Source organism: Pseudomonas sp. Irchel 3H7, assembly GCF_900187605.1.
In the GTDB taxonomy this organism is placed as follows: domain Bacteria; phylum Pseudomonadota; class Gammaproteobacteria; order Pseudomonadales; family Pseudomonadaceae; genus Aquipseudomonas.
Map to the genome: position 1 here is coordinate 134,961 of NZ_FYEA01000006.1, position 20,763 is coordinate 155,723.

Below are 20,763 nucleotides of genomic sequence, written 5' to 3' on the forward strand. Positions count from 1 at the left end.
CATTGCAATCTGCTGCACCTATGATCGGTCGCCTTGTGGTGGTCGGTCTGGGGTTGATCGGTGGTTCGTTTGCCAAAGGCTTGCGTGAAAGCGGTATCTGCCGCGAAGTGGTCGGGGTCGATCTCGACCCGCAGTCGCGCAAGTTGGCGGTTGAGCTAGGCGTTGTGGATCGCTGTGAAGATGACTTGGCAACCGCATGCCAGGGCGCTGACGTGATTCAGTTGGCGGTGCCGATTCTGGCCATGGAGAAAGTGCTCGCGCGGTTGGCGAACATGGATCTGGGCTCGGCGATTCTGACCGATGTCGGCAGCGCCAAAGGCAATGTGGTGCGCGCGGCGACCGAAGCGTTTGGCGCTATGCCGCCGCGATTCGTACCGGGTCATCCGATTGCCGGTTCCGAGCAGAGCGGGGTGGAAGCCTCCAATGCCGAACTGTTCCGTCGCCACAAAGTGATTCTCACGCCGCTTGAGCAAACCGATCCGGCGGCGCTGGTTGTGGTTGATCGTCTGTGGCGCGAATTGGGCGCCGACGTCGAGCACATGCAGGTCGAGCGTCACGATGAAGTGCTGGCCGCGACCAGTCATCTGCCGCATCTGCTGGCCTTCGGTCTGGTCGATTCGTTGGCCAAGCGCAATGAAAATCTTGAGATCTTCCGTTACGCTGCGGGCGGTTTCCGCGATTTCACAAGAATCGCCGGAAGCGACCCGGTGATGTGGCACGACATCTTCCTCGCCAACCGCGAGGCTGTCCTGCGCACACTCGATACATTTCGCAGCGACCTCGACGCCTTGCGCGACGCGGTCGATGCAGGGGATGGGCACCAATTGTTGGGCGTTTTCACTCGCGCCCGGGTTGCCCGCGAGCATTTCAGTAAAATCCTGGCCCGCAGGGCCTATGTGGACGCTATGAATTCCAACGATCTGATCTTCCTGGCTCAACCTGGTGGCCGCCTGTCCGGTCGGATTCGCGTACCGGGTGACAAATCGATTTCCCACCGCTCGATCATGCTCGGCTCGCTGGCCGAAGGCGTCACTGAAGTCGAAGGCTTCCTTGAGGGTGAAGACGCCCTGGCGACCTTGCAGGCATTCCGCGACATGGGCGTGGTCATCGAAGGCCCGCACCACGGCCGCGTGACCATCCACGGTGTCGGCCTGCACGGCTTGAAGCCGGCGCCCGGCCCGATCTATCTGGGCAACTCCGGTACCTCGATGCGTCTGCTGTCCGGCCTGTTGGCGGCGCAGAACTTCGACAGCGTTTTGACTGGCGACGCCTCGCTGTCCAAGCGTCCGATGAATCGCGTGGCCAATCCACTGCGCGAAATGGGCGCCGTGATTGAAACTGCTGCTGAAGGTCGTCCGCCGATGACCATTCGTGGCGGACACAAGCTCAAAGGCCTGACTTACACCATGCCGATGGCCAGTGCTCAGGTGAAGTCCTGCCTGCTGCTCGCCGGTCTGTACGCTGAAGGCAAGACCACCGTGACCGAGCCGGCTCCGACTCGCGACCACACCGAGCGCATGCTGCGTGGTTTCGGTTATCCGGTGAGCGTTGATGGCGCTACGGCCTCGGTCGAGTCCGGCGGCAAGCTGGCTGCAACCCACATTGAAGTGCCGGGCGACATCTCGTCGTCGGCATTCTTCCTTGTAGCGGCCTCGATCGCCGAAGGTTCCGAGCTGGTGCTTGAGCACGTCGGCATCAACCCGACCCGCACTGGCGTGATCGACATCCTGCGCCTGATGGGCGCGGACATCACTCTGGAAAACCAGCGTGAAGTCGGCGGCGAGCCGGTGGCTGACCTGCGCGTGCGAGCAGCTAAACTCAAAGGTATCGAGATTCCGGAAGAGCTGGTGCCACTGGCCATCGACGAATTCCCGGTGTTGTTCGTCGCCGCTGCCTGTGCCGAAGGGCGCACCGTGCTGACCGGCGCCGAAGAGCTGCGGGTCAAGGAATCGGATCGCATTCAGGTCATGGCAGACGGTTTGCTGGCGCTGGGCGTCAAATGCCAGCCGACTCCGGACGGCATCATCATCGACGGCGGCCAGATTGGCGGCGGCGAAGTGCATGGTCATGGCGATCACCGTATCGCGATGGCATTCAGTGTGGCGTCGCTGCGCGCTACTGCACCGATCCGCATCCATGATTGCGCCAACGTCGCGACGTCGTTCCCGAACTTCCTCGCACTGTGCGGGCAGGTCGGTATTCGTGTGGCACAAGAGGCTCAGTCGTGAAATACATTGCACCGGTCATCACCATTGATGGGCCAAGCGGCTCGGGCAAAGGCACCGTAGCCGGGATTCTGGCCAAGCGTCTGGGCTGGAACCTGCTGGATTCCGGTGCGTTGTACCGCTTGCTGGCATTTGCTGCGCACAACCACGGTGTGGATCTGACCAATGAAGAGCTGCTGAAGAAACTCGCCGCTCATCTGGATGTTCAGTTCATTGCGGCGACCGATGGTCAGTTGCAACGGATCATTCTGGAAGGCGACGAAGTCAGCGATGTCATTCGCACCGAAAGCGTCGGTTCCGGCGCTTCGCAAGTGGCGGCATTGCCGGCCGTACGCGAGGCACTGCTGCAGCGCCAGCGTGCTTTTCAGGAGGCGCCGGGTCTGGTGGCCGATGGTCGCGACATGGGCACGGTGGTTTTTCCTGATGCGCCGCTGAAGATTTTCCTGACCGCCAGTGCCGAGGAGAGGGCGCGCCGTCGATATTTGCAGTTGAAGGGCAAAGTCGAGGGTGTTAGTCTGTCGAGTCTGCTAGATGAGATCCGTGCACGCGACGAGCGTGACACCCAGCGAGCGGTAGCCCCGCTTAAGCCGGCGGCTGACGCCATACAGCTGGATTCCACGGAGTTGTCCATCGATCAGGTGCTTGAACGCATCATGAGCGAGATCGCCATTCGCGATATCGCCGGGTGACCAAGAAGGCGGCAGGGGACCAGTCATAGTCCTGCAGCGCTTCTTTTTAATGAAACTAACCCACACCGTCTGGGGTGTGGAGATGGGCGTATCCTTCGCCCTCATTTACAGGAATTAAAATGAGCGAAAGCTTTGCGGAACTCTTTGAAGAAAGCCTAAAAACCCTGAACCTTCAGGCAGGCTCCATCATCACCGGTGTTATCGTTGATATCGATTACCAGGCTCGCTGGGTAACCGTTCACGCTGGCCTGAAGTCTGAAGCACTCATCCCGCTTGAGCAGTTCTACAACGACGCTGGCGATCTGACTATCAATGTCGGTGACGAAGTTCACGTTGCTCTGGACTCGGTTGAAGACGGTTTCGGTGAAACCAAGCTGTCCCGTGAAAAAGCCAAGCGCGCTGAGTGCTGGATCGTTCTGGAAGCGGCCTTCGCAGCTGAGGAAGTGGTCAAGGGCGTTATCAACGGTAAGGTTAAAGGCGGCTTCACTGTCGACGTTAACGGCATCCGTGCGTTCCTGCCAGGTTCCCTGGTTGACGTCCGTCCAGTGCGCGACACCACGCACCTGGAAGGCAAAGAGCTGGAATTCAAGGTCATCAAGCTGGACCAGAAGCGCAACAACGTTGTCGTTTCCCGTCGCAGCGTCCTGGAAGCCGAGAACTCCGCCGAGCGTGAAGCTCTGCTGGAATCCCTGCAGGAAGGCCAGCAAGTCAAAGGTATCGTCAAAAACCTCACCGATTACGGCGCATTCGTCGATCTGGGTGGCGTGGACGGCCTGCTGCACATCACCGACATGGCCTGGAAGCGCATCAAGCATCCTTCCGAGATCGTCAACGTTGGTGATGAAATCGACGTCAAGGTTCTGAAATACGATCGCGAACGCAACCGTGTTTCCCTGGGCCTGAAGCAACTGGGCGAAGATCCATGGGTTGCTATCAAAGCCCGTTACCCAGAAAGCACTCGCGTTACCGCTCGTGTAACCAACCTGACCGACTACGGCTGCTTCGCTGAGCTGGAAGAAGGCGTTGAAGGTCTGGTACACGTTTCGGAAATGGACTGGACCAACAAGAACATCCACCCTTCGAAAGTCGTACAAGTCGGCGACGAAGTGGAAGTTATGGTTCTGGACATCGACGAAGAGCGTCGTCGTATCTCCCTGGGCATCAAGCAGTGCAAATCTAACCCATGGGAAGATTTCTCTGGCCAGTTCAACAAGGGCGATAAAATCTCCGGCACCATCAAGTCGATCACCGATTTCGGTATCTTCATTGGTCTGGACGGCGGCATCGACGGTCTGGTTCACCTGTCCGACATCTCCTGGAACGAAGTTGGCGAAGAAGCTGTTCGTCGTTTCAAGAAAGGCGACGAGCTGGACACCGTTATCCTGTCGGTTGACCCAGAGCGCGAGCGTATCTCCCTGGGTATCAAGCAACTGGAAAGCGATCCGTTCTCCGAGTACGTCTCGGTTAACGACAAAGGCGCAATCGTTACTGGTACCGTGAAAGAAGTTGACGCCAAAGGCGCCATCATCGTTCTGGCCGACGATATCGAAGCGACTCTGAAAGCCTCCGAAATCAGCCGTGACCGCGTTGAAGACGCGCGCAACGTTCTGAAAGAAGGCCAGGAAGTAGAAGCCAAGATCATCAGCGTTGATCGTAAGAGCCGTGTAATTCAGCTGTCGATCAAATCGAAAGACGATGCTGAAGAGAAAGAAGCTATCCAGAGCCTGAAAACTGCTCCGGAAGGTGAGGCTACTGACACCACCATGGCTGGCCTGCTGCGCCAAGCAATGGCGGCCAAGCAGAACTAAGTTCTGCTTGATCGTAAAAAAGGGCGACTTCGGTCGCCCTTTTTTGTGCCTGCGATTTAGTGCTCACGGTTTGTGCGAGGGGTTTGGTGAAACCAATCTTGCTTCCGGGTGGTCTGTTTCTTTAATCGGATCAATCGCCTATTCACGACTAAGCTTGGTCTTAAGCGTGTAGTCGTCGGGCAGTTGCCTGGCATAAGGAAGTGGATGAACAAGTTTATTGTCCTCATGGCTGTACTGGTTCTGGCTGGCTGTACGACCAGTGCCAAGACCCATGCTGTGCGTGGTGTCAGTGGTATAGAGGTCGACTGCTCTGGGTTGGGTTCTGGCTGGGAGAAATGTCAGAAGCGTGCGGCAAAAGAGTGCAAGGGGGCGGGGTACAAGGTGATCACCCGATCGGATGATGCCAAGGATGAAGATGAGTTTCCTTTTGGCTTCAATCCGGCGGGCTACTTGACGCGAACCATGCTGGTGATATGTCGTTAAGCATGCCGTGCCCTGTTTGTTGCTGTGATGCCCTGAAAACGGGCGTTTCGACGCGGTGGAAGATATGTCAATCCCTGGGCTGTTCAAAATCTTCCGGGCGTGCTAAAACCTTTCAAGCGCTGATCTAGCTGCTTGAAAAAGAAGGGAAAAATATGACGAAGTCGGAGTTGATCGAACGAATTGTCACCCATCAAGGGCTGCTCTCATCCAAGGATGTGGAGCTGGCCATCAAGACCATGCTTGAGCAAATGTCCCAATGCCTTGCCACCGGTGATCGCATCGAGATCCGTGGGTTTGGCAGTTTCTCCCTGCACTACCGTGCGCCGCGCGTCGGTCGTAACCCGAAGACCGGCCAATCCGTCAGTCTTGACGGTAAATTCGTTCCGCATTTCAAGCCGGGCAAAGAGTTGCGTGATCGGGTGAATGAGGAAGAGGAGGAGGGGGTTTGACAGTCGCTATCTCTCAAGGGGTTCCTCATGCGTAACCTTAAGCGCATATTTCTTGGCGTTTTTATTCTTTTACTGATCCTGGTGGTTCTAGCGTTTGTGCTCGAAAACCAGCAATCGGTATCGTTATTGTTTCTAGGTTTGAGCGGGCCGCAGTTGCCAGTTTCACTGATCGTAGTCTTGGCGTTGCTGATTGGTATGTTGATGGGGCCAGTGCTCGGTTGGTTTTTGGGGCGCTCCTCCAGAGCGGCGCGCAAACGCCTTGTCTGAAAGCGGCAGGTGCAGGGCGTCTGTCGAAATTGCGCCTCTCCCTGTTTATATCCATTAGTAAAACGTTCGTTAAGCTGTAAAATGCAGCCCTTGTTCGACAATGCTTTATTGCGCGTCGATTCAGACTGACTTTGACGGAAGCCTCATGTTTGGTGGCTTCTGCATTCATGGATTAGACAGTGCTCGTTGATGGCGCTGTCCGCAGCTCAAGGGTATGGTTCCGCGTGAAAATTCTAGTAACCGGCGGCGCCGGGTTTATCGGCTCGGCAGTCATCCGTCACATCATCGCCAACACCACCGATTCTGTCGTTAACGTCGATAAACTGACTTACGCCGGCAATCTGGAGTCGCTGGCCGAGGTTAGTCAAGACGAGCGTTACGCATTCGAACGCGTTGATATCTGTGATCGCGAGCAGGTTGATCGTGTTCTGCGTGAGCACCAGCCGGATGCGATCATGCATCTTGCCGCTGAGTCCCATGTTGATCGCTCGATCTCGGGCCCGTCCGAGTTCATTCAGACCAACATCATCGGTACTTACACTTTGCTCGAGTCCGCACGCCACTATTGGTCGGCGCTGGACGATACCCGCAAGAGCAACTTCCGCTTCCACCATATCTCCACTGACGAAGTGTATGGTGATCTTGAAGGCCCGGAAGATCTGTTCACCGAGACTACGCCTTACCAGCCAAGCTCGCCATACTCGGCCAGCAAGGCCAGTTCCGATCACCTGGTTCGTGCCTGGGCTCGCACCTATGGTTTGCCAACACTGGTCACCAATTGCTCGAACAACTACGGCCCTTGCCACTTCCCCGAGAAACTGATCCCGCTCATCATTCTCAATGCGCTGGAAGGCAAGCCGCTGCCGGTTTACGGCAAAGGTAATCAGGTTCGCGACTGGCTTTATGTAGAAGACCATGCTCGTGCGCTGTACAAGGTCGTGACCGAGGGTGTTATCGGCGAGACCTACAACATTGGTGGTCATAACGAAAAGCAGAACATCGAAGTGGTCCATACACTTTGCGCCCTGCTTGACGAACTGCGTCCGGATTCTGCACATCGCCCGCATGCCAGTCTGATCACCTATGTCCAGGATCGCCCGGGCCATGATCAGCGTTACGCTATCGATGCCAGCAAGATCCAGCGTGAGCTGGGCTGGACGCCTGAAGAAACCTTCGAAACGGGTATTCGCAAGACCGTCGAGTGGTATCTGACCAACACCGAATGGGTAGAGCACGTGAAGAGCGGCAGCTACCAGCAGTGGATCGATCAGAACTACGCGGATCGATCGAACAAGGCATGAAGATCCTTCTTCTAGGAAAGGATGGTCAGGTGGGATGGGAGTTGCAACGCTCCCTCCGGCCGCTTGGCGAATTGATCGCACTGGGTCGGCATGGCGTTGACGGGTTGTCTGGTGACTTGACCGACCTGGCGGCCTTGCGCGAGACAATCCGCAAGGTCCAGCCTGACGTGATCGTCAATGCGGCAGCTTACAATGCCGTCGACACTGCCGAGTCCGAGCCAGATCAGGCTAATCTGGTGAATGCGCAAGCTATCCAGGTTCTCGCCGACGAAGCTCGTGAAGTGGGTGCCTGGTTGGTCCACTACTCGACTGATTACGTGTTTGACGGTCAGGGACAAGTGCCCTGGCTGGAAGGCGACGAGCCGCAGCCGCTGAATCGCTACGGCGAAAGCAAGTTGGCAGGGGAGCGCGCCGTCCAGGCCTCCGGTTGCCGTTACTTGCTGTTTCGTACCAGTTGGGTTTACAGCGCTCGTGGCGGCAACTTCGCCAAGACCATGCTGCGTCTGGGTAAAGAGCGCGAAAAGCTCAATGTCATCGTTGATCAGGTAGGAGCGCCGACAGGTGCCGATCTGATTGCGGATATAACCGCACTGGCACTGCAGCAAGCGCTCAAGCGCCCGGAGCTGTCCGGTTTGTATCATCTGGCGGCCGCTGGGGAAGTGTCATGGTACGGCTATGCTTGTCATGTGCTGGATTTTGCCAAGGCCAATGGCGAGTCGCTTGCCGTACAGGCAATTGAACCCATTGAGGCAACGGCTTATCCAACTGCCGCACGTCGTCCGTTGAACTCGCGCTTGAATACACAAAAGCTGCGCGACAATTTTTCTCTACACTTGCCGGATTGGCAAAGTGGTGTAACTCGAATGCTTAGGGAAGTTCTGAACAAATGACCACCAATAATCGTAAAGGCATCATCCTCGCCGGCGGTTCGGGCACTCGCCTGCATCCGCTGACCCTCGGCGTGTCGAAGCAGATGCTGCCGATTTACGACAAACCGATGATTTTCTACCCGCTTTCGGTACTGATGCTTGCCGGCATGCGCGAGATCCTGATCATCTCCACGCCGGAAGATCTGCCGAACTTTCGCAAATTGCTGGGTGATGGCAGCCTTTACGGTATCGAGCTGACTTATGCCGAGCAGCCGAGCCCGGATGGACTTGCACAAGCGTTCATCATCGGTGAAGAGTTCATCGGCAAGGACCCTTGCTGCCTGATCCTGGGTGACAACATCTTCTACGGCCAGCACTTCTCGGACAATCTGCGCTCCGCCAACGAGCAGAAGAGTGGCGCCACTGTGTTTGGTTATCACGTCTCCGATCCGGAGCGTTTTGGCGTGGTCGAGTTCGACGCGACAGGCCGTGCCCTGAGCATCGAAGAAAAGCCGTTGAAGCCGAAATCCAACTACGCGGTGACCGGTCTGTATTTCTACGATAACGAGGTCGTGGAAATCGCCAAGAATATCAAGCCGTCGGAGCGAGGCGAGCTGGAAATCACAGATGTGAACAGCGCCTACCTCAATAAGAAGTCGCTGAATGTCGAAATGCTCGGCCGTGGCTTCGCGTGGCTGGATACCGGTACCCATGACTCCTTGTTGGAAGCCAGTCACTTCGTTCACACCATCGAGCAGCGTCAAGGCTTGAAAGTAGCGTGCCTCGAAGAAATTGCTTACCACAATGGCTGGATAACAGCAGAGCAGCTGGGTTCTCAGGCAAATGCCTTGAAGAAAACCGGTTACGGTCAGTACCTGCAAAAACTGCTGGACTCGCCTTCTCGCTGATTCGAAAGCCTCGCGCTTTCAATCGGTGGGTTCAATCGCTGCTAGCAGGAATGGCATGCCAGTAAAACATCCCAAGATTGCGGTTTTGCTGGCTGCCTACAATGGCATGCAGTGGATCGAGGAGCAGGTAGCCTCGATCCTCGGTCAGCAGTCCGTCGATGTCACTATTCATATCAGCGTTGATTTGTCCGATGACGGCACCGAGGCCTGGTGCAAAGCTCTCGGAGAGGTCGACAGTCGCGTGATTCTTTTGCCTCCTGCCGGGCGTTTTGGTGGTGCGGCGCGCAATTTTTTTCGTTTGATTCGAGATGTTGATTTGCAGGGCTACGATGCTGTGGCGTTTGCGGATCAAGATGATATCTGGCACCCCGACAAGCTGTTGCGCGCAACACAGACGCTCGCTTCGCGCAGGGTTGATGCCTACTCAAGCAATGTCACGGCTTTTTGGCCAGACGGACAAACGATCCTGCTCGACAAGAGTCAGCCGCAAGTGGCCTGGGACTTTTTGTTTGAGGCGGCGGGACCCGGTTGTACCTACGTCCTGAGTCCTCAGCTTGCCGCGGCACTGCGTCAACAGGTCATTCATGATTGGGAGCAATTGCAGCAGGTCAGTCTGCATGACTGGTACTGCTATGCCTTTGCCCGTAGTCATGGGTTCGAATGGTTCATCGATTCCCACTCAAGCATGCTCTATCGCCAGCATGAGAGTAACCAGGTGGGGGCCAATACCGGGCTTTCATCGTTGCTGCAGCGATATGTAACCATTCATGAGGGCTGGTGGTTCAGTCAGGTCGGGATTATCGCGTTGTTGATCGGGGTAGGTAACGCGCCATTTGTCAGGCGCTGGCTGAAGCTGCGGCGACGTGATCTGTTGTTGCTATCACTGCACGGCGGGCAATGTCGCCGTCGGTTCAGGGACAAGTTTCTGTTCTTCTTTGTTTGCTGCCTCACGGCGGCAGTGGGGAGGAAGTCCTGAGCCAGAGAGGTGCGTGTCATCGGGGTGGGGCTGCTCGAAGCCTAACCACGATGATAAAAACTCTCTATAATCGCGCGCTTCGTGAAGGGAACGAATGGAGCAGGTGCGGCAGAAACGCTGAGTTGGATTTTCAGCTTTCCCGGCCAGTGTTTAATTGCAGTGGAGCATACAGTGTCAAGCCCTTTGTCAGCGGATTCCGCGAGCTCCAGCCTGGACTCCGACATTGTCGAAGTATCGGAAAGACGTGAGACTGTCGCGATATTGATGTGCTCTTTCAACGGTGAACGGTTCCTCCGTGAGCAATTGGCCTCCATCGAGCATCAGGATCATGCTCAGTGGCGCCTGTTTGTTTCTGATGACGGTTCAATCGACTCGACACGCGATATTCTTGAGTCTTTTCAAGCGCGTCTCGGTGATCAGAAGGTCACGCTGTTTTCAGGTCCCGGAACGGGGTTTGCCAGTAACTTCATGTCAGTGACCTGCCGGGAAGAAATCAACGCTGACTTCTTTGCCTGGTCGGACCAAGACGATATATGGGCCGCCGACAAATTGAGCGCAGCCTTGACGTGGTTGCGTCAGGTGCCCGTCGATGTCCCGGCGCTGTACGCCACCCGGACGACCCTGGTCAATGAAGAGGGCGTGGCCGTGGGGCTGACGCCACTCTACTCTCGCACTTTCGGCTTTCCCAATGCTCTGGTTCAGAACATAGCCGCTGGCAATACGATGGTTTTCAATCGTGCCGCGCGTGAACTGTTGAGGTCCAAAGCGCATCTGAACATCGTCGCCCATGACTGGTGGGCTTATCTGCTGGTGACCGGCGCCGGTGGGCTGTTCCATTTCGATGAGGTTCCGCATCTTCTGTATCGCCAGCATGAAGCTAATTCGATTGGTGCCAGCACCGGTTTCAAGTCGACCATTGTTCGCATACAGAAGCTTTTCCAGGGGCGACTCAGTCGCTGGATCGATCAGAACATCAGTAATCTGGAAGCCGTGGAGTTTCTTCTCGCAGAACAGAATCGTGAAGTGTTACAGCGTTTCAAAACTGCCCGTTCCCGAAATCTGCCCACTCGTCTGTTCGGTATATGGCGCTCCGGCGTCTATCGGCAGACGTTCATGGGGAATTTGGGGTTGCTGGTCGCTGTGATTTTCAAAGGGGTTTGATCAAGAATGTATCAATGGAGTTTATTTATGAATGTTTTTGAGGTTGCTGGCTGATGCAGATATTTTCAGCTTCGCCCGGCGTCATGTTTACCAGTGTCTGGCGCAATCGCGCGCTTATCGCTGCACTGATCAAGCGAGAGGTTATCGGTCGCTACAGGGGCTCTTTCATGGGGATTCTGTGGTCGTTCTTCAATCCTATTGTGATGCTCTCGATCTATACGTTCGTTTTCAGCTTCATCTTCAATTCCCGGTGGGCAGGCGCAGGTGATTCGAAGTCGGAATTCGCGTTGATTCTGTTCGCCGGATTGATGGTGTTCAACCTGTTTTCCGAGTGCGTCACCCGCGCACCGAACTTGATTATTTCCAATGGCAACTATGTCAAGAAAGTAGTCTTTCCGCTGGAAATACTGCCATGCGTGATCGTCGGCGCGTCCTTGTTTCATGCTTTGGTGAGTTTGATTGTCTGGACGGTCGCGTACGGCATCGTGTTCGGCATGCCGCCTGTGACCATGCTTTATCTGCCCGTGGTGATCGCACCATTGATATTGATCATTCTGGGCTTGTCCTGGGGGTTGGCTTCGCTGGGTGTATACATGCGTGACGTTGCGCACTTCATCGGCCTGGTGACCAGCGGCCTGATGTTTCTAGCGCCTATTTTCTATCCCGCCACTGCGGTGCCGGAGGAGTACAGAAGCTTGTTGCAATTGAACCCGCTGACCGCTGCGGTAGAGAACGTCAGAAGCGTTCTGTTTTTCGGGCAGCAACCGGATTGGCAAGTCCTTGGCATCTATTCCGCCATCGGAATAACTGTCGCTTGCCTTGGCTTTGCCTTTTTCCAGAAAACCAGAAAGGGGTTTGCCGATGTCCTCTGATATTGCAATCAAGCTGCAGGATGTTAGCAAGTGTTATCACATCTATGACAAGCCGAGGGATCGACTGGCGCAGATGTTTGCGGGTCAGCGCAAACAGTACTACCACGAGTTCTGGGCGCTACGGAACGTCACGTTCGATATCAAGCGAGGCGAAACTGTCGGTATCGTCGGCCGCAACGGCAGTGGCAAGTCGACGTTGCTTCAAGTGATCTGCGGCACACTGAATCAAAGCGCCGGTCAGGTGCAGACAGTGGGTCGCATTGGTGCCTTGCTTGAGTTGGGGTCCGGTTTCAATCCGGAATTCACGGGGCATGAAAACGTTTACATGAATGCTGCGATCCTCGGCTTGAGTCGGGCCGAAGTTGATGAGCGTTATGACGACATCACGGCTTTCGCTGATATAGGCGAATTCATACATCAGCCCGTGAAAACCTATTCCAGTGGCATGATCGTTCGTCTGGCGTTTGCGGTTCAGGCGATGGTAGATCCGGATATCCTGATCGTCGACGAAGCGTTGGCGGTCGGTGATGAGCGTTTTCAGCGCAAGTGTTTTGCTCGCCTGGATGAGTTGAAGGCCAAGGGCACCTCGATCCTGTTCGTGTCTCACTCGGGACCGCAAGTCGTTGAGCTTTGTGATCGCGCGATTCTGATGGAACGTGGTGAGCGCATCTGCACAGGGTCACCGATGGAGGTGGTGCGCGCGTATCAGAAATTGATCTATGCGCCGGCGGATGAGCAGCCGAGGTTGATTGAAGAGTTCAGGCAGATAGGTAGCCAAAAACTCGCTATCGAAGCCAGCGACGTCGAAAGGGTCGAGGTTGATGAGCAGGAGGCGCCGGAGGATCAGTATTTCGATCCTGGAATGGTTCCCGAGTCCACAACCGTCTATCCGGAGCAGGGCGCTCGTATCGACAGCTTCGAGATCTTCGATAAGCAGGGTCGCCGATGCAATGTTCTGAAGGCGGGCGGTGACTACGATATCGTCATGACGGGGGAACTGAAGGAATCCGTCTCAAGGGTTTTCTTCGCCACGCATATACGAACCGTATCGGGTGTGGTGATTACCGGCCAACGCTTCCCGGACGAGGGCAAGTACTTCGAATGCGATGGCACGGACCGGACTTTTAAAGTCACCTACAGTTTCAAGATGGTCATGCTGCCGGGCGTATACTTCGTTGGTGGAGGAGTCTGGTCGGAGGGTGAGCCTGCCCTGTGTCACAGAATTCTGGATGCGCTCATGTTCCGACTGGTATCGGATCAGGGCACAAGATCTTTTGGTTATATGGACGCTTCTAATAATGAGCCAGCACTTGAATTACTCTGACAGCATTCCTGCGGATCAACTCAGGGATATCCACACGTTTCACAAGATCACCGATGGCATGATCAGTCTGGAAGAGGGGCTGGTTCTTTATAAATTGGCCAGTCTGGTCCAGTCTGGTTGCATCGTGGAAGTCGGCTCCTACCGCGGTCGTTCTACCGTTTTCCTCGGTCGTGGCTCTCTTGCCGGCCATAAGGCCCCCGTTTATGCCGTCGATCCGCACAAGCCCTTCATCGGGGTGCTCGGTGGCGTTTTCGGCCCAAAGGATCGTACCGAATTTTACAAAACCATGTTGATCACTGAATGCAGTGAGATTGTCTCGTTGATCAATATGAGCAGTGAGATGATCGTTCCCAAGTGGAACGAGCCCGTGGGCCTGCTGTGGATCGATGGTGATCACAGTTATGAAGGTGTGAAACGCGATTTCGAGTGTTGGTTGCCGCATGTGGCTGAGGGCGCATGCATTGCTTTTGACGATGCCTCTGACCCGGTTCTGGGGCCACGCATTCTGATCAATGAGCTGCTCGCGACGCAGGCGTACGAAGAGTGCATCAGCGTTGGCAAAGTTTCCGTGCTCAAGAAAAAACAATAAGCCTGAGAGGACGGTAATGACGAGCAATGACGACCAGCGTTTGTTGGATTTTCTTACCTGGAATAGCTGTGTTTCACAGGAGCGGAAATTATTCTACGTAGCAACGCCTAAGGTGGCTTGTACATCTCTGAAATGGTGGTTTGCTGAGATGGAAGGCGTTGCCGAGGCGATTCGACAACTCAAAACCAGTTCCGAAACCGATCCTGAGCTTGTCATTCATGACTCGTTGCAAGTCGCTGCACCACAATTGTGCCTTCGTTCACCGGAGCAACTCGAGGAAATCAAGGCTGACGGTTTCTTCAGTTTTGCCCTGGTAAGAAATCCGTACAAGCGGCTTTTTTCGGCTTGGCAGTCAAAGATCTTGCTGCGCGAACCGTATCAGATCGAACCTTATCTGGGACAAGCGTTTGTAGAATGCCCGGTTGAAACCATGCTTGATGTCGCTGCCGCGTTCGAGTGTTTTCTGGAATACCTGAACACCTATGAAATCGATGATTTCAAGGATTGGCACTGGGCGCCGCAATATGACCTGCTCAAGCCTCAGCTGTTTCCCTACACCGTTGTATCGAAGATTGAGGACACGAGCGCGTTGAACGACGCGTTGCGTGCTCATCTGGGTGATGCTTACGTCAATCCGTTCACCACGTCGAAAGCCAACGAGAGCCTGATTCCTTATCTGCCGGAATTTATCAGCCCAAGAGCTAAAGCGCTGATTGACCGGCTGTATGCGAAAGACTTTGAAGTTTACGGCTACTCAACCGAACTACCGCCGGCCAAAGAGAAGTTTTCGCAGGAACATCTGACGTTGGCGTTGAAGGGAATCGAGCTTCTGCGTGGCCGACATGCCCGGATTGGCGAAATGCGGCAGCAATGTCGTGCCGAGTTTTCGGCATTGTTGAAGGACAAGGAGTGGCTGGCGGAGCAGCGTGAAAACTGGATGGCCGTTTGCAAGGAAAAGGAAACGGAGCTGGTTAACCTGCAAGGCTTCTGCGCTGGTGAGGTTGAAAAGTTCGAGATGGCGCGTGCGGAACTCGAGCAATTGAAGTTGGAGCTTGCACAATCCAACGCCGCGCTCGCGCAAGCGAACTCCGAAATTGGCCAGTCCAATGCAGAGCTGGCCAAGAGGAATGCTGAAGGGGCACGGCTGGAGGCGGAGCTGGCCGAGGCCGCATCCCAGGCCAATCAATTGAAATCCGAGTTGGCGGCGACGGCGGCAGATGTTGAGCGATTGAACTCAGAATTGGTGCAAGTGACTGCCGATTGGGTACAAGTGAAGTCTGAGTTAGTCCAGGCAAATTCCTTTTTGGTACAAGTGAAGTCTGAGCTGGTCCAGGCAAACTCCGTTTTGGCGCAATCGAAATCTGATCTGGCGCAATCGAACTCCGAACTGGCTCAATCGAATTCCGAGCTGGCGCGACTGAAAGCAGACCTGGCACGATCAAATACCGAGCTGGCTCAGTCTGGCAATGATCTGACACGGTCCAACTCTGAACTGGCCATGTCAAACGCCGAACTCGCGCGCTCAAACACCGATCTGGCGCAATCCAATGCTCAACTGGAATGGTCGAGAGCCGAGCTAGAGAAACTGAAACTGAATGTTGGATCATTGATTTCCGAGCGTGAGGCATTTGCCCTTAAACACAAGCGATATCTCGCGGCTTATCGCTTTGTCGAAGCTGGATTGGTTAGCCGGTTGCGTAAAGCCGGGCGGCTCGTAAAAGGGCGCAAAGGAGAATAAAAAGTGGCAAAGGTTTCGGTTGTACTGACTTCTTATAATCACGAGAAGTTTATCGGGCAGGCTATCGATTCTGTTCTCAATCAGACGTTTACTGATTGGGAGCTGATCATTGTGGATGACGTTTCGCCGGATGGGTCCTGGGGCGTGATCGAAAGTTACAATGACCCGCGAATCATCAAGATTCAGAATGACAGGACGCGTCGTTATATTTACAACATCAATCGGGCCATCGAGTCGCAAAGTACCGGTGAGTACATTGCCATCCACCATTCGGATGATGCCTGGGAACTGGATAAACTGGAGAAGCAAGCGGCTGTGCTGGACGCTAATCCTGGCGTAGGTGCAGTGTTTTCACATGTTCAGTGTATTGATGAGAACAACCGGCCACTCGCCGTCGAGTGGTTCAACCAGCCGAACAAACCGCGGACCGCCTGGTTGCGTTCCTTGTTTTTCAACGAGAACCAGTTGTGCCACCCAAGCGCATTGGTTCGACGCAGTGCGTACGAAAAAGCTGGGTTGTACAGAAGCGCAAATGCGCAGACGGACGATGCGGAAATGTGGACGCGCCTGTTGAAAATTGCAGATATCCATGTCGTTCAGGAACGACTGACCCTGCATCGCATTTTCTCGGATCAGTCCAATGAGAGCGGTGCGCGTCCCGACAGGCGTGCCCGGATGTGGCTGGAATGGTACTTGCAGAAAAAGCACTACGCAGGCATGCCTCTGGCCGACATTTTGGAGGCGTTTCCGGAGAGTGAGCGGTGGGTCACTCCAAAAGGGGCAAATAGCGGGTACTTGTTGGCCATGTTCGCTATTCAGATCGGCGGGTGCCCGGGTACGCGGTTGTTTGGTGTCGAGCATCTGTATCAGTTGATGAACGATGCCGAGCAGCGAGCAGAGATCGAGTCGATTCATGGCTTCACGTATCTCGATTTCATTGCCCTTACTGGCCAGGAAGATTTTTTCAATCCGGCGGCAGTCGAGCCGGTAGCGCCGAAGCCTATCGTCACCAGCCCGTTGCGGCGTTTTGCCGGTAAGGTAGTGCGCAAGCTTCGCGCGTTGTAATCGGAAGAACAGGCTTACTCTCCGGTCGGACCTTCATTTTTGCGTTGCCGGATTTACGCGGACGGAAGGTCCGTCGGAGAGCGGTTTCTGTTGTGTGTAATGTTATTTTTGATATGGGGCAGTGAGTGAGGGTCGATCTGAAAATTTTGAGGGGGGGGCTCTTTTTTGCGTTTATTGCGATCGGGGTGCTGGCCTTCGCTCGCTGGACGGGAGTTGGCAATATGGCAGTGCCTGCCCCGGTTGTTCTTCCGCAAGGGTTAGATATGGCAGTAACGGCTGCAGCGCTCACGCTGGAAGTGAAGGGCTGCGACATCGACAAATTGGGCGATGAGTTCTTCCTGCATCAATACCCCACCGATGCTTCGAATGCGGGAGCTGAGGGTTTCATAAATCAGCAGTTCAATCTGAAGGCTTTAAAACCAGTCGAAATCAAAACTCAGGAAGGCCTCGTTTCTTGCCAATACCGGGTGGAGTTTTCGCCTGTTGCAATCAGTCGGGTTGCGCTAGGACAGTTCAGAATGCCCGAGGGGCGTTGCTGTGACATTCTGTGGAATAAAGAAGTGAACCTGGATGAATAACCCTTTACCCGTCGGTTCAGTTCCCACCGCCCACCGTTCCTTCGGTCTCGATGTCTGTCGAACCCTCGCCTGTCTGCTTGTTGTGTTTGGGCATATGCTGGCGCATTCGAAACCTCATCCCGTCCTGGCTGGCTTTGCGTTTCTTGCAACGTTCGGCGTAGATCTGTTCTTTTGCCTGAGTGGTTTCCTGATTGGCAGGATTCTGCTTAAAGAGGCGACGCATTGGCGGGAGGAGAAAATCGGCGGACTGACCGGGTTCTGGTATCGCCGATGGATGAGAACATTACCGCTTTATTTCTTTTTCTTTTTCGTTTCGCTGAAATTTGACTGGGCCGGTGCGACCACCTTTGTCGAGCAATTCCATTACTTGATATTCGCCCAGAACTTTGCCTGGAACATGACAGACTTCTATCGCCTGTCGTGGAGTCTGGCGGTTGAAGAATGGTTTTATTACACCTTTCCGCTGGTCATGATGTTGATGATTGGCCTGGGTGCCGGTGTCAGACGCGCGGCAATGATCGTCATCGTGATCTTCATGGTCGTACCTTTCCTCGCGCGTATCGGATTGCCTATTCAGCCGGTGCGCTACGATGATGCTCGGTATGTTGTCCTCTATCGGCTGGACGCTATCGGTTTTGGTGTTTTGATTGCCTACATCTACACGTGGCACAAACAGATTTTCGATCGCCTTGCCAGGTTTTGGTATGTTCCTTTTGCATTCGCTGTGGCACTGATCGTACTGACTCGCCAAGGGTTGCCGTGGACTGCGGGCAGCAAGCTTGAACAGTCTTTGTTCTTCACATGTTCGGCGATATTTTTCGCAGCATTGATCCCGGCATTTTTCAGTTTGGGCGCATCACGTTCGAAGGTGCTTAACCGATTTGTGAGATACACAAGCCTGATTTCCTATTCGATCTATCTCGGCCATATTTTCGCTTTTATATTAGTGATCAATGTGCTGAACCGTTATGGGTTGCAGACCATTGTCTATGACAATCCATGGTTGGCTTATCCCGTTTTCATTGCGTGCGTTTACGCGCTCGCGCACCTGACGTATACCTGCGTGGAGAAGCCATTTCTACGGCTTCGTGACGTGAATATTTTGTCGATGCTGAAGTTTTTGAAAGGCCTTCAACGTTTCGGAACAGGGAAGTAATCAATCGTTATGTCGAACTCCATGCAGCATGATTTTGCCCCTGATTCCGGTTTTGGAAAAATGACGAAAAGATACCAAGCGGACATTTCGGAAACTGGCGCTCTCGCGCAGGACTACGTTCTCGTCATCAGCAGTTCCAGTGATGCTTCCACGGATTTTTCCGATCTGTATCGGTCGCTGTGCGGCCAGACATTCCAGGCCTGGAAGTGGCTGATCTGCTTCGACAAAAGTGAGGAGCAGGTCCTCAATGTGGCTTTTGTAGAAACCCTGGCGGGTGACGAGCGTGTGCGGATGGTCAGTCGGGCAGAGCTGACTTTTGGCCATGACATTTGGGTGCGACCGGAGTACCTCGTACTGGCAGATGCGGCGACGACGTTCGATCCGACCTTCATTGAAAAGGGAATCTGGTGTCTTGAATCCAACCCTGAGTTTGCCTTTTGCAACTCGTTCGGTGTGATGACGGCAGACGGGGGAGTGACGAACCGGCAGAACTTGATCGAGGGTAAGTATTACCTGGATAACCCTCACGCCAAGGTCAGAGGTATTGTGGCTCGCAAGTCGGCCATTTTGCAGGTCAGTTCGCACGTAATCATCTCGCCCGACGGTCGGGATCCGACTCCGCTTCTGGTGAGTCTGGCGGACGCCGGCCATTGGGGTTTTACCATTGCAGAGTGTTTGCAGACCTGTGGCAACGTGCCAGAGGCGCAGAGGGTTGCGACGACGCCTGCGATACCGCTCAAGCCTGTCCCCGCTCCTCAGCGCCGTTATCCGTCGGCCTATGAATCATTGCCCGAAGGTGTTGGTTTCGAAAACCCGTTGAAGCGCAATGCGAATGGCAGACGGGTCATGTTTTTGCTGCCGTGGATGGTCGAAGGCGGAGCCGATCGAGTCAATATCGACCTGATCCAGGGCCTTGTGGCCGGTGGGGCCGATGTCACCGTATGTGCCACGCTTGATGCGGATCATCGCTGGCAGGACAGGTTTGCGGAGCTGACTGCGGATATTTTCGTCCTGCCGAATTTTCTGTCGTTATCGGATTTTCCGCGCTTCCTGTTGTATCTCATTGCCTCCAGGCAGATGGATACCGTGCTGATTGCCGGAAGCACCCTGGGTTATCAACTTCTTCCCTATTTGCGCACGATTGCATCGAAGACGACATTCCTGGACTTGTGTCATACAGAAGAAATGCATTGGCTCAACGGCGGGCATCCACGATTCGGAGTCGGCTATCAAGACGCCCTGGACATGAATGTGGTGAGTACACGTCATTTGTCCGAATGGATGGCCCAGCGCAATGCCGATGCTGGAAAAATCCGGGTCATGTACACGGGAATCAAGTCGCACCCGGTTTCGCTCTCGCAAGCTCAGCGCGCTGAGACTCAGCGCAGTTTCGGCCTCGACGAACACGCGTTGACTATCATTTTTGCCGGGCGCATGTGCAATCAGAAGCGCCCGCTGAAATTGGCGGAAATTCTCCACGCCCTGAAGCAGGCCGGTGTCCGTTTCAATGCATTAATTATCGGCGAGGGCGAGTTGCGTTCGGAATTCGAGGGGTTGATAAGGCAGTACGATCTGGACGCAGAGGTTCACGTTGTAGGCGCAAAACCGCATGCCGAGTGGCTATCGTTGCTGGCGATTTCCGATGTGTTGCTGATGCCTTCGGAATATGAGGGAATTTCGGTAGCGCTGTTGGAGTCAATGGCGGCAGGGGTCGTGCCGGTGGTCGCAGATGTTGGCGGGCAGGATGAATTGGTGGGTGACGAAACCGGTTATCTGATTCCCCATGGTGCAGATGAAGTCAGCCAGTATGTCGAGGTATTGCGACGGCTCTCGTTGGATGCCTCGATGCGTGAGCGCAAGGCACAAGCTTGTCGGCAGTTGATCGAGGCTCACTACACTGCAGCCGCCACCCAACGTCAGTGGTTACAAATACTGGATGAGGCGCAAGTCAATCGAGCGCACGCGCCACAACCGTTTTTGCCGGCGGGGCTGGCGAGAGAGTTGGCAACGACGGCCTTGGAAAATCGTCGCGTGACCTCGTATCTGGATTACCTTTATTCCACTCATTGCCTGACAAATGACGCTCAAACCGAGGTGCCAGTCAGTGGCAGCATTTCGCGTTTGTTGATTGCGCGAATCCGCCAATATCGAGTGGCGAAGTACCTGCTCGATAAACCCCTGATACAAAATATACTGCGGAAGTTGAAAGTGTTGGTTTCTTGACGCTTTTGCACGCATGTGTTACTTTTTTTGTCATTTTTGTTGGCTGATTAACGTCAATTTTATTGCCATGACTTCGATGTCA

19 protein-coding genes are annotated in these 20,763 nt (G+C 54.6%); all 19 read left to right on the plus strand.

The window, feature by feature from the left end; all coding sequences use genetic code 11:
* Positions 1–20 precede the first annotated feature (20 nt).
* Positions 21–2,228 carry a bifunctional prephenate dehydrogenase/3-phosphoshikimate 1-carboxyvinyltransferase gene (locus CKW38_RS13005; RefSeq protein WP_256588369.1) on the plus strand — a complete coding sequence of 736 codons (2,208 nt, stop codon included), beginning with the start codon at positions 21–23 and terminating at the stop codon, positions 2,226–2,228.
* Entirely contained in the window at positions 2,225–2,914 is a 690-nt protein-coding gene (gene cmk / locus CKW38_RS13010) for a (d)CMP kinase (RefSeq protein ID WP_007908422.1), read from the plus strand. The genes CKW38_RS13005 and cmk overlap by 4 nt, the downstream gene beginning before the upstream one ends.
* A 119-nt stretch (positions 2,915–3,033) precedes the next feature.
* Complete coding sequence (rpsA, locus tag CKW38_RS13015) at positions 3,034–4,722, plus strand: 30S ribosomal protein S1 (protein WP_095112915.1); 1,689 nt, start codon at positions 3,034–3,036, stop codon at positions 4,720–4,722.
* Positions 4,723–4,926: 204 nt separating this feature from the next.
* Complete coding sequence (locus CKW38_RS13020; RefSeq protein ID WP_095112916.1) at positions 4,927–5,205, plus strand: hypothetical protein; 279 nt, start codon at positions 4,927–4,929, stop codon at positions 5,203–5,205.
* A 152-nt stretch (positions 5,206–5,357) separates the two neighbouring features.
* Positions 5,358–5,654 carry an integration host factor subunit beta gene (gene ihfB / locus CKW38_RS13025; protein ID WP_003189779.1) on the plus strand — a complete coding sequence of 99 codons (297 nt, stop codon included), beginning with the start codon at positions 5,358–5,360 and terminating at the stop codon, positions 5,652–5,654.
* Positions 5,655–5,681: 27 nt separating this feature from the next.
* Positions 5,682–5,921: a LapA family protein gene (locus CKW38_RS13030; protein WP_007908448.1), complete on the plus strand. Its 240-nt coding sequence runs from the start codon at positions 5,682–5,684 to the stop codon at positions 5,919–5,921.
* Between the two features lie 224 nt (positions 5,922–6,145).
* Entirely contained in the window at positions 6,146–7,222 is a 1,077-nt protein-coding gene (rfbB, locus tag CKW38_RS13035) for a dTDP-glucose 4,6-dehydratase (protein ID WP_176472320.1), read from the plus strand.
* Complete coding sequence (gene rfbD, locus CKW38_RS13040; protein WP_007908452.1) at positions 7,219–8,112, plus strand: dTDP-4-dehydrorhamnose reductase; 894 nt, start codon at positions 7,219–7,221, stop codon at positions 8,110–8,112. Before rfbB ends, rfbD begins: the two co-directional genes overlap by 4 nt.
* Positions 8,109–8,999: a glucose-1-phosphate thymidylyltransferase RfbA gene (gene rfbA, locus CKW38_RS13045; protein ID WP_007908453.1), complete on the plus strand. Its 891-nt coding sequence runs from the start codon at positions 8,109–8,111 to the stop codon at positions 8,997–8,999. The genes rfbD and rfbA overlap by 4 nt, the downstream gene beginning before the upstream one ends.
* Positions 9,000–9,054: 55 nt before the next feature.
* Positions 9,055–9,975: a glycosyltransferase gene (locus tag CKW38_RS13050; protein WP_095112917.1), complete on the plus strand. Its 921-nt coding sequence runs from the start codon at positions 9,055–9,057 to the stop codon at positions 9,973–9,975.
* 171 nt (positions 9,976–10,146) lie between these two features.
* A complete protein-coding gene (locus tag CKW38_RS13055; protein WP_095112918.1) occupies positions 10,147–11,136 on the plus strand; it encodes a glycosyltransferase family 2 protein in 990 nt (329 codons plus the stop codon).
* Positions 11,137–11,189: 53 nt separating this feature from the next.
* Entirely contained in the window at positions 11,190–12,008 is an 819-nt protein-coding gene (locus CKW38_RS13060) for an ABC transporter permease (protein WP_095112920.1), read from the plus strand.
* Entirely contained in the window at positions 11,998–13,332 is a 1,335-nt protein-coding gene (locus CKW38_RS13065) for an ABC transporter ATP-binding protein (RefSeq protein WP_095112922.1), read from the plus strand. The genes CKW38_RS13060 and CKW38_RS13065 overlap by 11 nt, the downstream gene beginning before the upstream one ends.
* The gene (locus CKW38_RS13070) at positions 13,307–13,921 is read left to right on the plus strand and encodes a class I SAM-dependent methyltransferase (protein ID WP_176472321.1); all 615 of its coding nucleotides are present in this window, start codon (positions 13,307–13,309) and stop codon (positions 13,919–13,921) included. The genes CKW38_RS13065 and CKW38_RS13070 overlap by 26 nt, the downstream gene beginning before the upstream one ends.
* Before the next feature lie 16 nt (positions 13,922–13,937).
* Positions 13,938–15,659, plus strand: coding sequence for a sulfotransferase family 2 domain-containing protein (locus tag CKW38_RS13075; RefSeq protein ID WP_095112925.1), 1,722 nt, complete (start codon positions 13,938–13,940; stop codon positions 15,657–15,659).
* Between the two features lie 3 nt (positions 15,660–15,662).
* Positions 15,663–16,724: a glycosyltransferase gene (locus CKW38_RS13080; protein WP_095112926.1), complete on the plus strand. Its 1,062-nt coding sequence runs from the start codon at positions 15,663–15,665 to the stop codon at positions 16,722–16,724.
* Positions 16,725–16,849: 125 nt separating this feature from the next.
* Positions 16,850–17,302, plus strand: a complete 453-nt coding sequence (locus tag CKW38_RS13085; protein ID WP_256588370.1) for a hypothetical protein — start codon at positions 16,850–16,852, stop codon at positions 17,300–17,302.
* Entirely contained in the window at positions 17,295–18,458 is a 1,164-nt protein-coding gene (locus CKW38_RS13090; RefSeq protein ID WP_095112927.1) for an acyltransferase, read from the plus strand. Before CKW38_RS13085 ends, CKW38_RS13090 begins: the two co-directional genes overlap by 8 nt.
* Positions 18,459–18,467: 9 nt before the next feature.
* Positions 18,468–20,681 carry a glycosyltransferase gene (locus CKW38_RS13095; protein ID WP_256588371.1) on the plus strand — a complete coding sequence of 738 codons (2,214 nt, stop codon included), beginning with the start codon at positions 18,468–18,470 and terminating at the stop codon, positions 20,679–20,681.
* Positions 20,682–20,763 lie beyond the last annotated feature (82 nt).

Excerpts from the sequence above, each read along its gene's own strand:
- CKW38_RS13005 (WP_256588369.1), top strand. The coding sequence starts at position 21 with ATGATCGGTCGCCTTGTGGTGGTCGGTCTGGGGTTGATCGGTGGTTCG.
- rpsA (WP_095112915.1), top strand. The coding sequence starts at position 3,034 with ATGAGCGAAAGCTTTGCGGAACTCTTTGAAGAAAGCCTAAAAACCCTG.
- CKW38_RS13020 (WP_095112916.1), top strand. The coding sequence starts at position 4,927 with ATGAACAAGTTTATTGTCCTCATGGCTGTACTGGTTCTGGCTGGCTGT.
- ihfB (WP_003189779.1), top strand. The coding sequence starts at position 5,358 with ATGACGAAGTCGGAGTTGATCGAACGAATTGTCACCCATCAAGGGCTG.
- CKW38_RS13030 (WP_007908448.1), top strand. The coding sequence starts at position 5,682 with ATGCGTAACCTTAAGCGCATATTTCTTGGCGTTTTTATTCTTTTACTG.
- rfbD (WP_007908452.1), top strand. The coding sequence starts at position 7,219 with ATGAAGATCCTTCTTCTAGGAAAGGATGGTCAGGTGGGATGGGAGTTG.
- rfbA (WP_007908453.1), top strand. The coding sequence starts at position 8,109 with ATGACCACCAATAATCGTAAAGGCATCATCCTCGCCGGCGGTTCGGGC.
- CKW38_RS13050 (WP_095112917.1), top strand. The coding sequence starts at position 9,055 with ATGCCAGTAAAACATCCCAAGATTGCGGTTTTGCTGGCTGCCTACAAT.
- CKW38_RS13060 (WP_095112920.1), top strand. The coding sequence starts at position 11,190 with ATGCAGATATTTTCAGCTTCGCCCGGCGTCATGTTTACCAGTGTCTGG.
- CKW38_RS13065 (WP_095112922.1), top strand. The coding sequence starts at position 11,998 with ATGTCCTCTGATATTGCAATCAAGCTGCAGGATGTTAGCAAGTGTTAT.
- CKW38_RS13070 (WP_176472321.1), top strand. The coding sequence starts at position 13,307 with ATGAGCCAGCACTTGAATTACTCTGACAGCATTCCTGCGGATCAACTC.
- CKW38_RS13075 (WP_095112925.1), top strand. The coding sequence starts at position 13,938 with ATGACGAGCAATGACGACCAGCGTTTGTTGGATTTTCTTACCTGGAAT.
- CKW38_RS13090 (WP_095112927.1), top strand. The coding sequence starts at position 17,295 with ATGAATAACCCTTTACCCGTCGGTTCAGTTCCCACCGCCCACCGTTCC.
- CKW38_RS13095 (WP_256588371.1), top strand. The coding sequence starts at position 18,468 with ATGTCGAACTCCATGCAGCATGATTTTGCCCCTGATTCCGGTTTTGGA.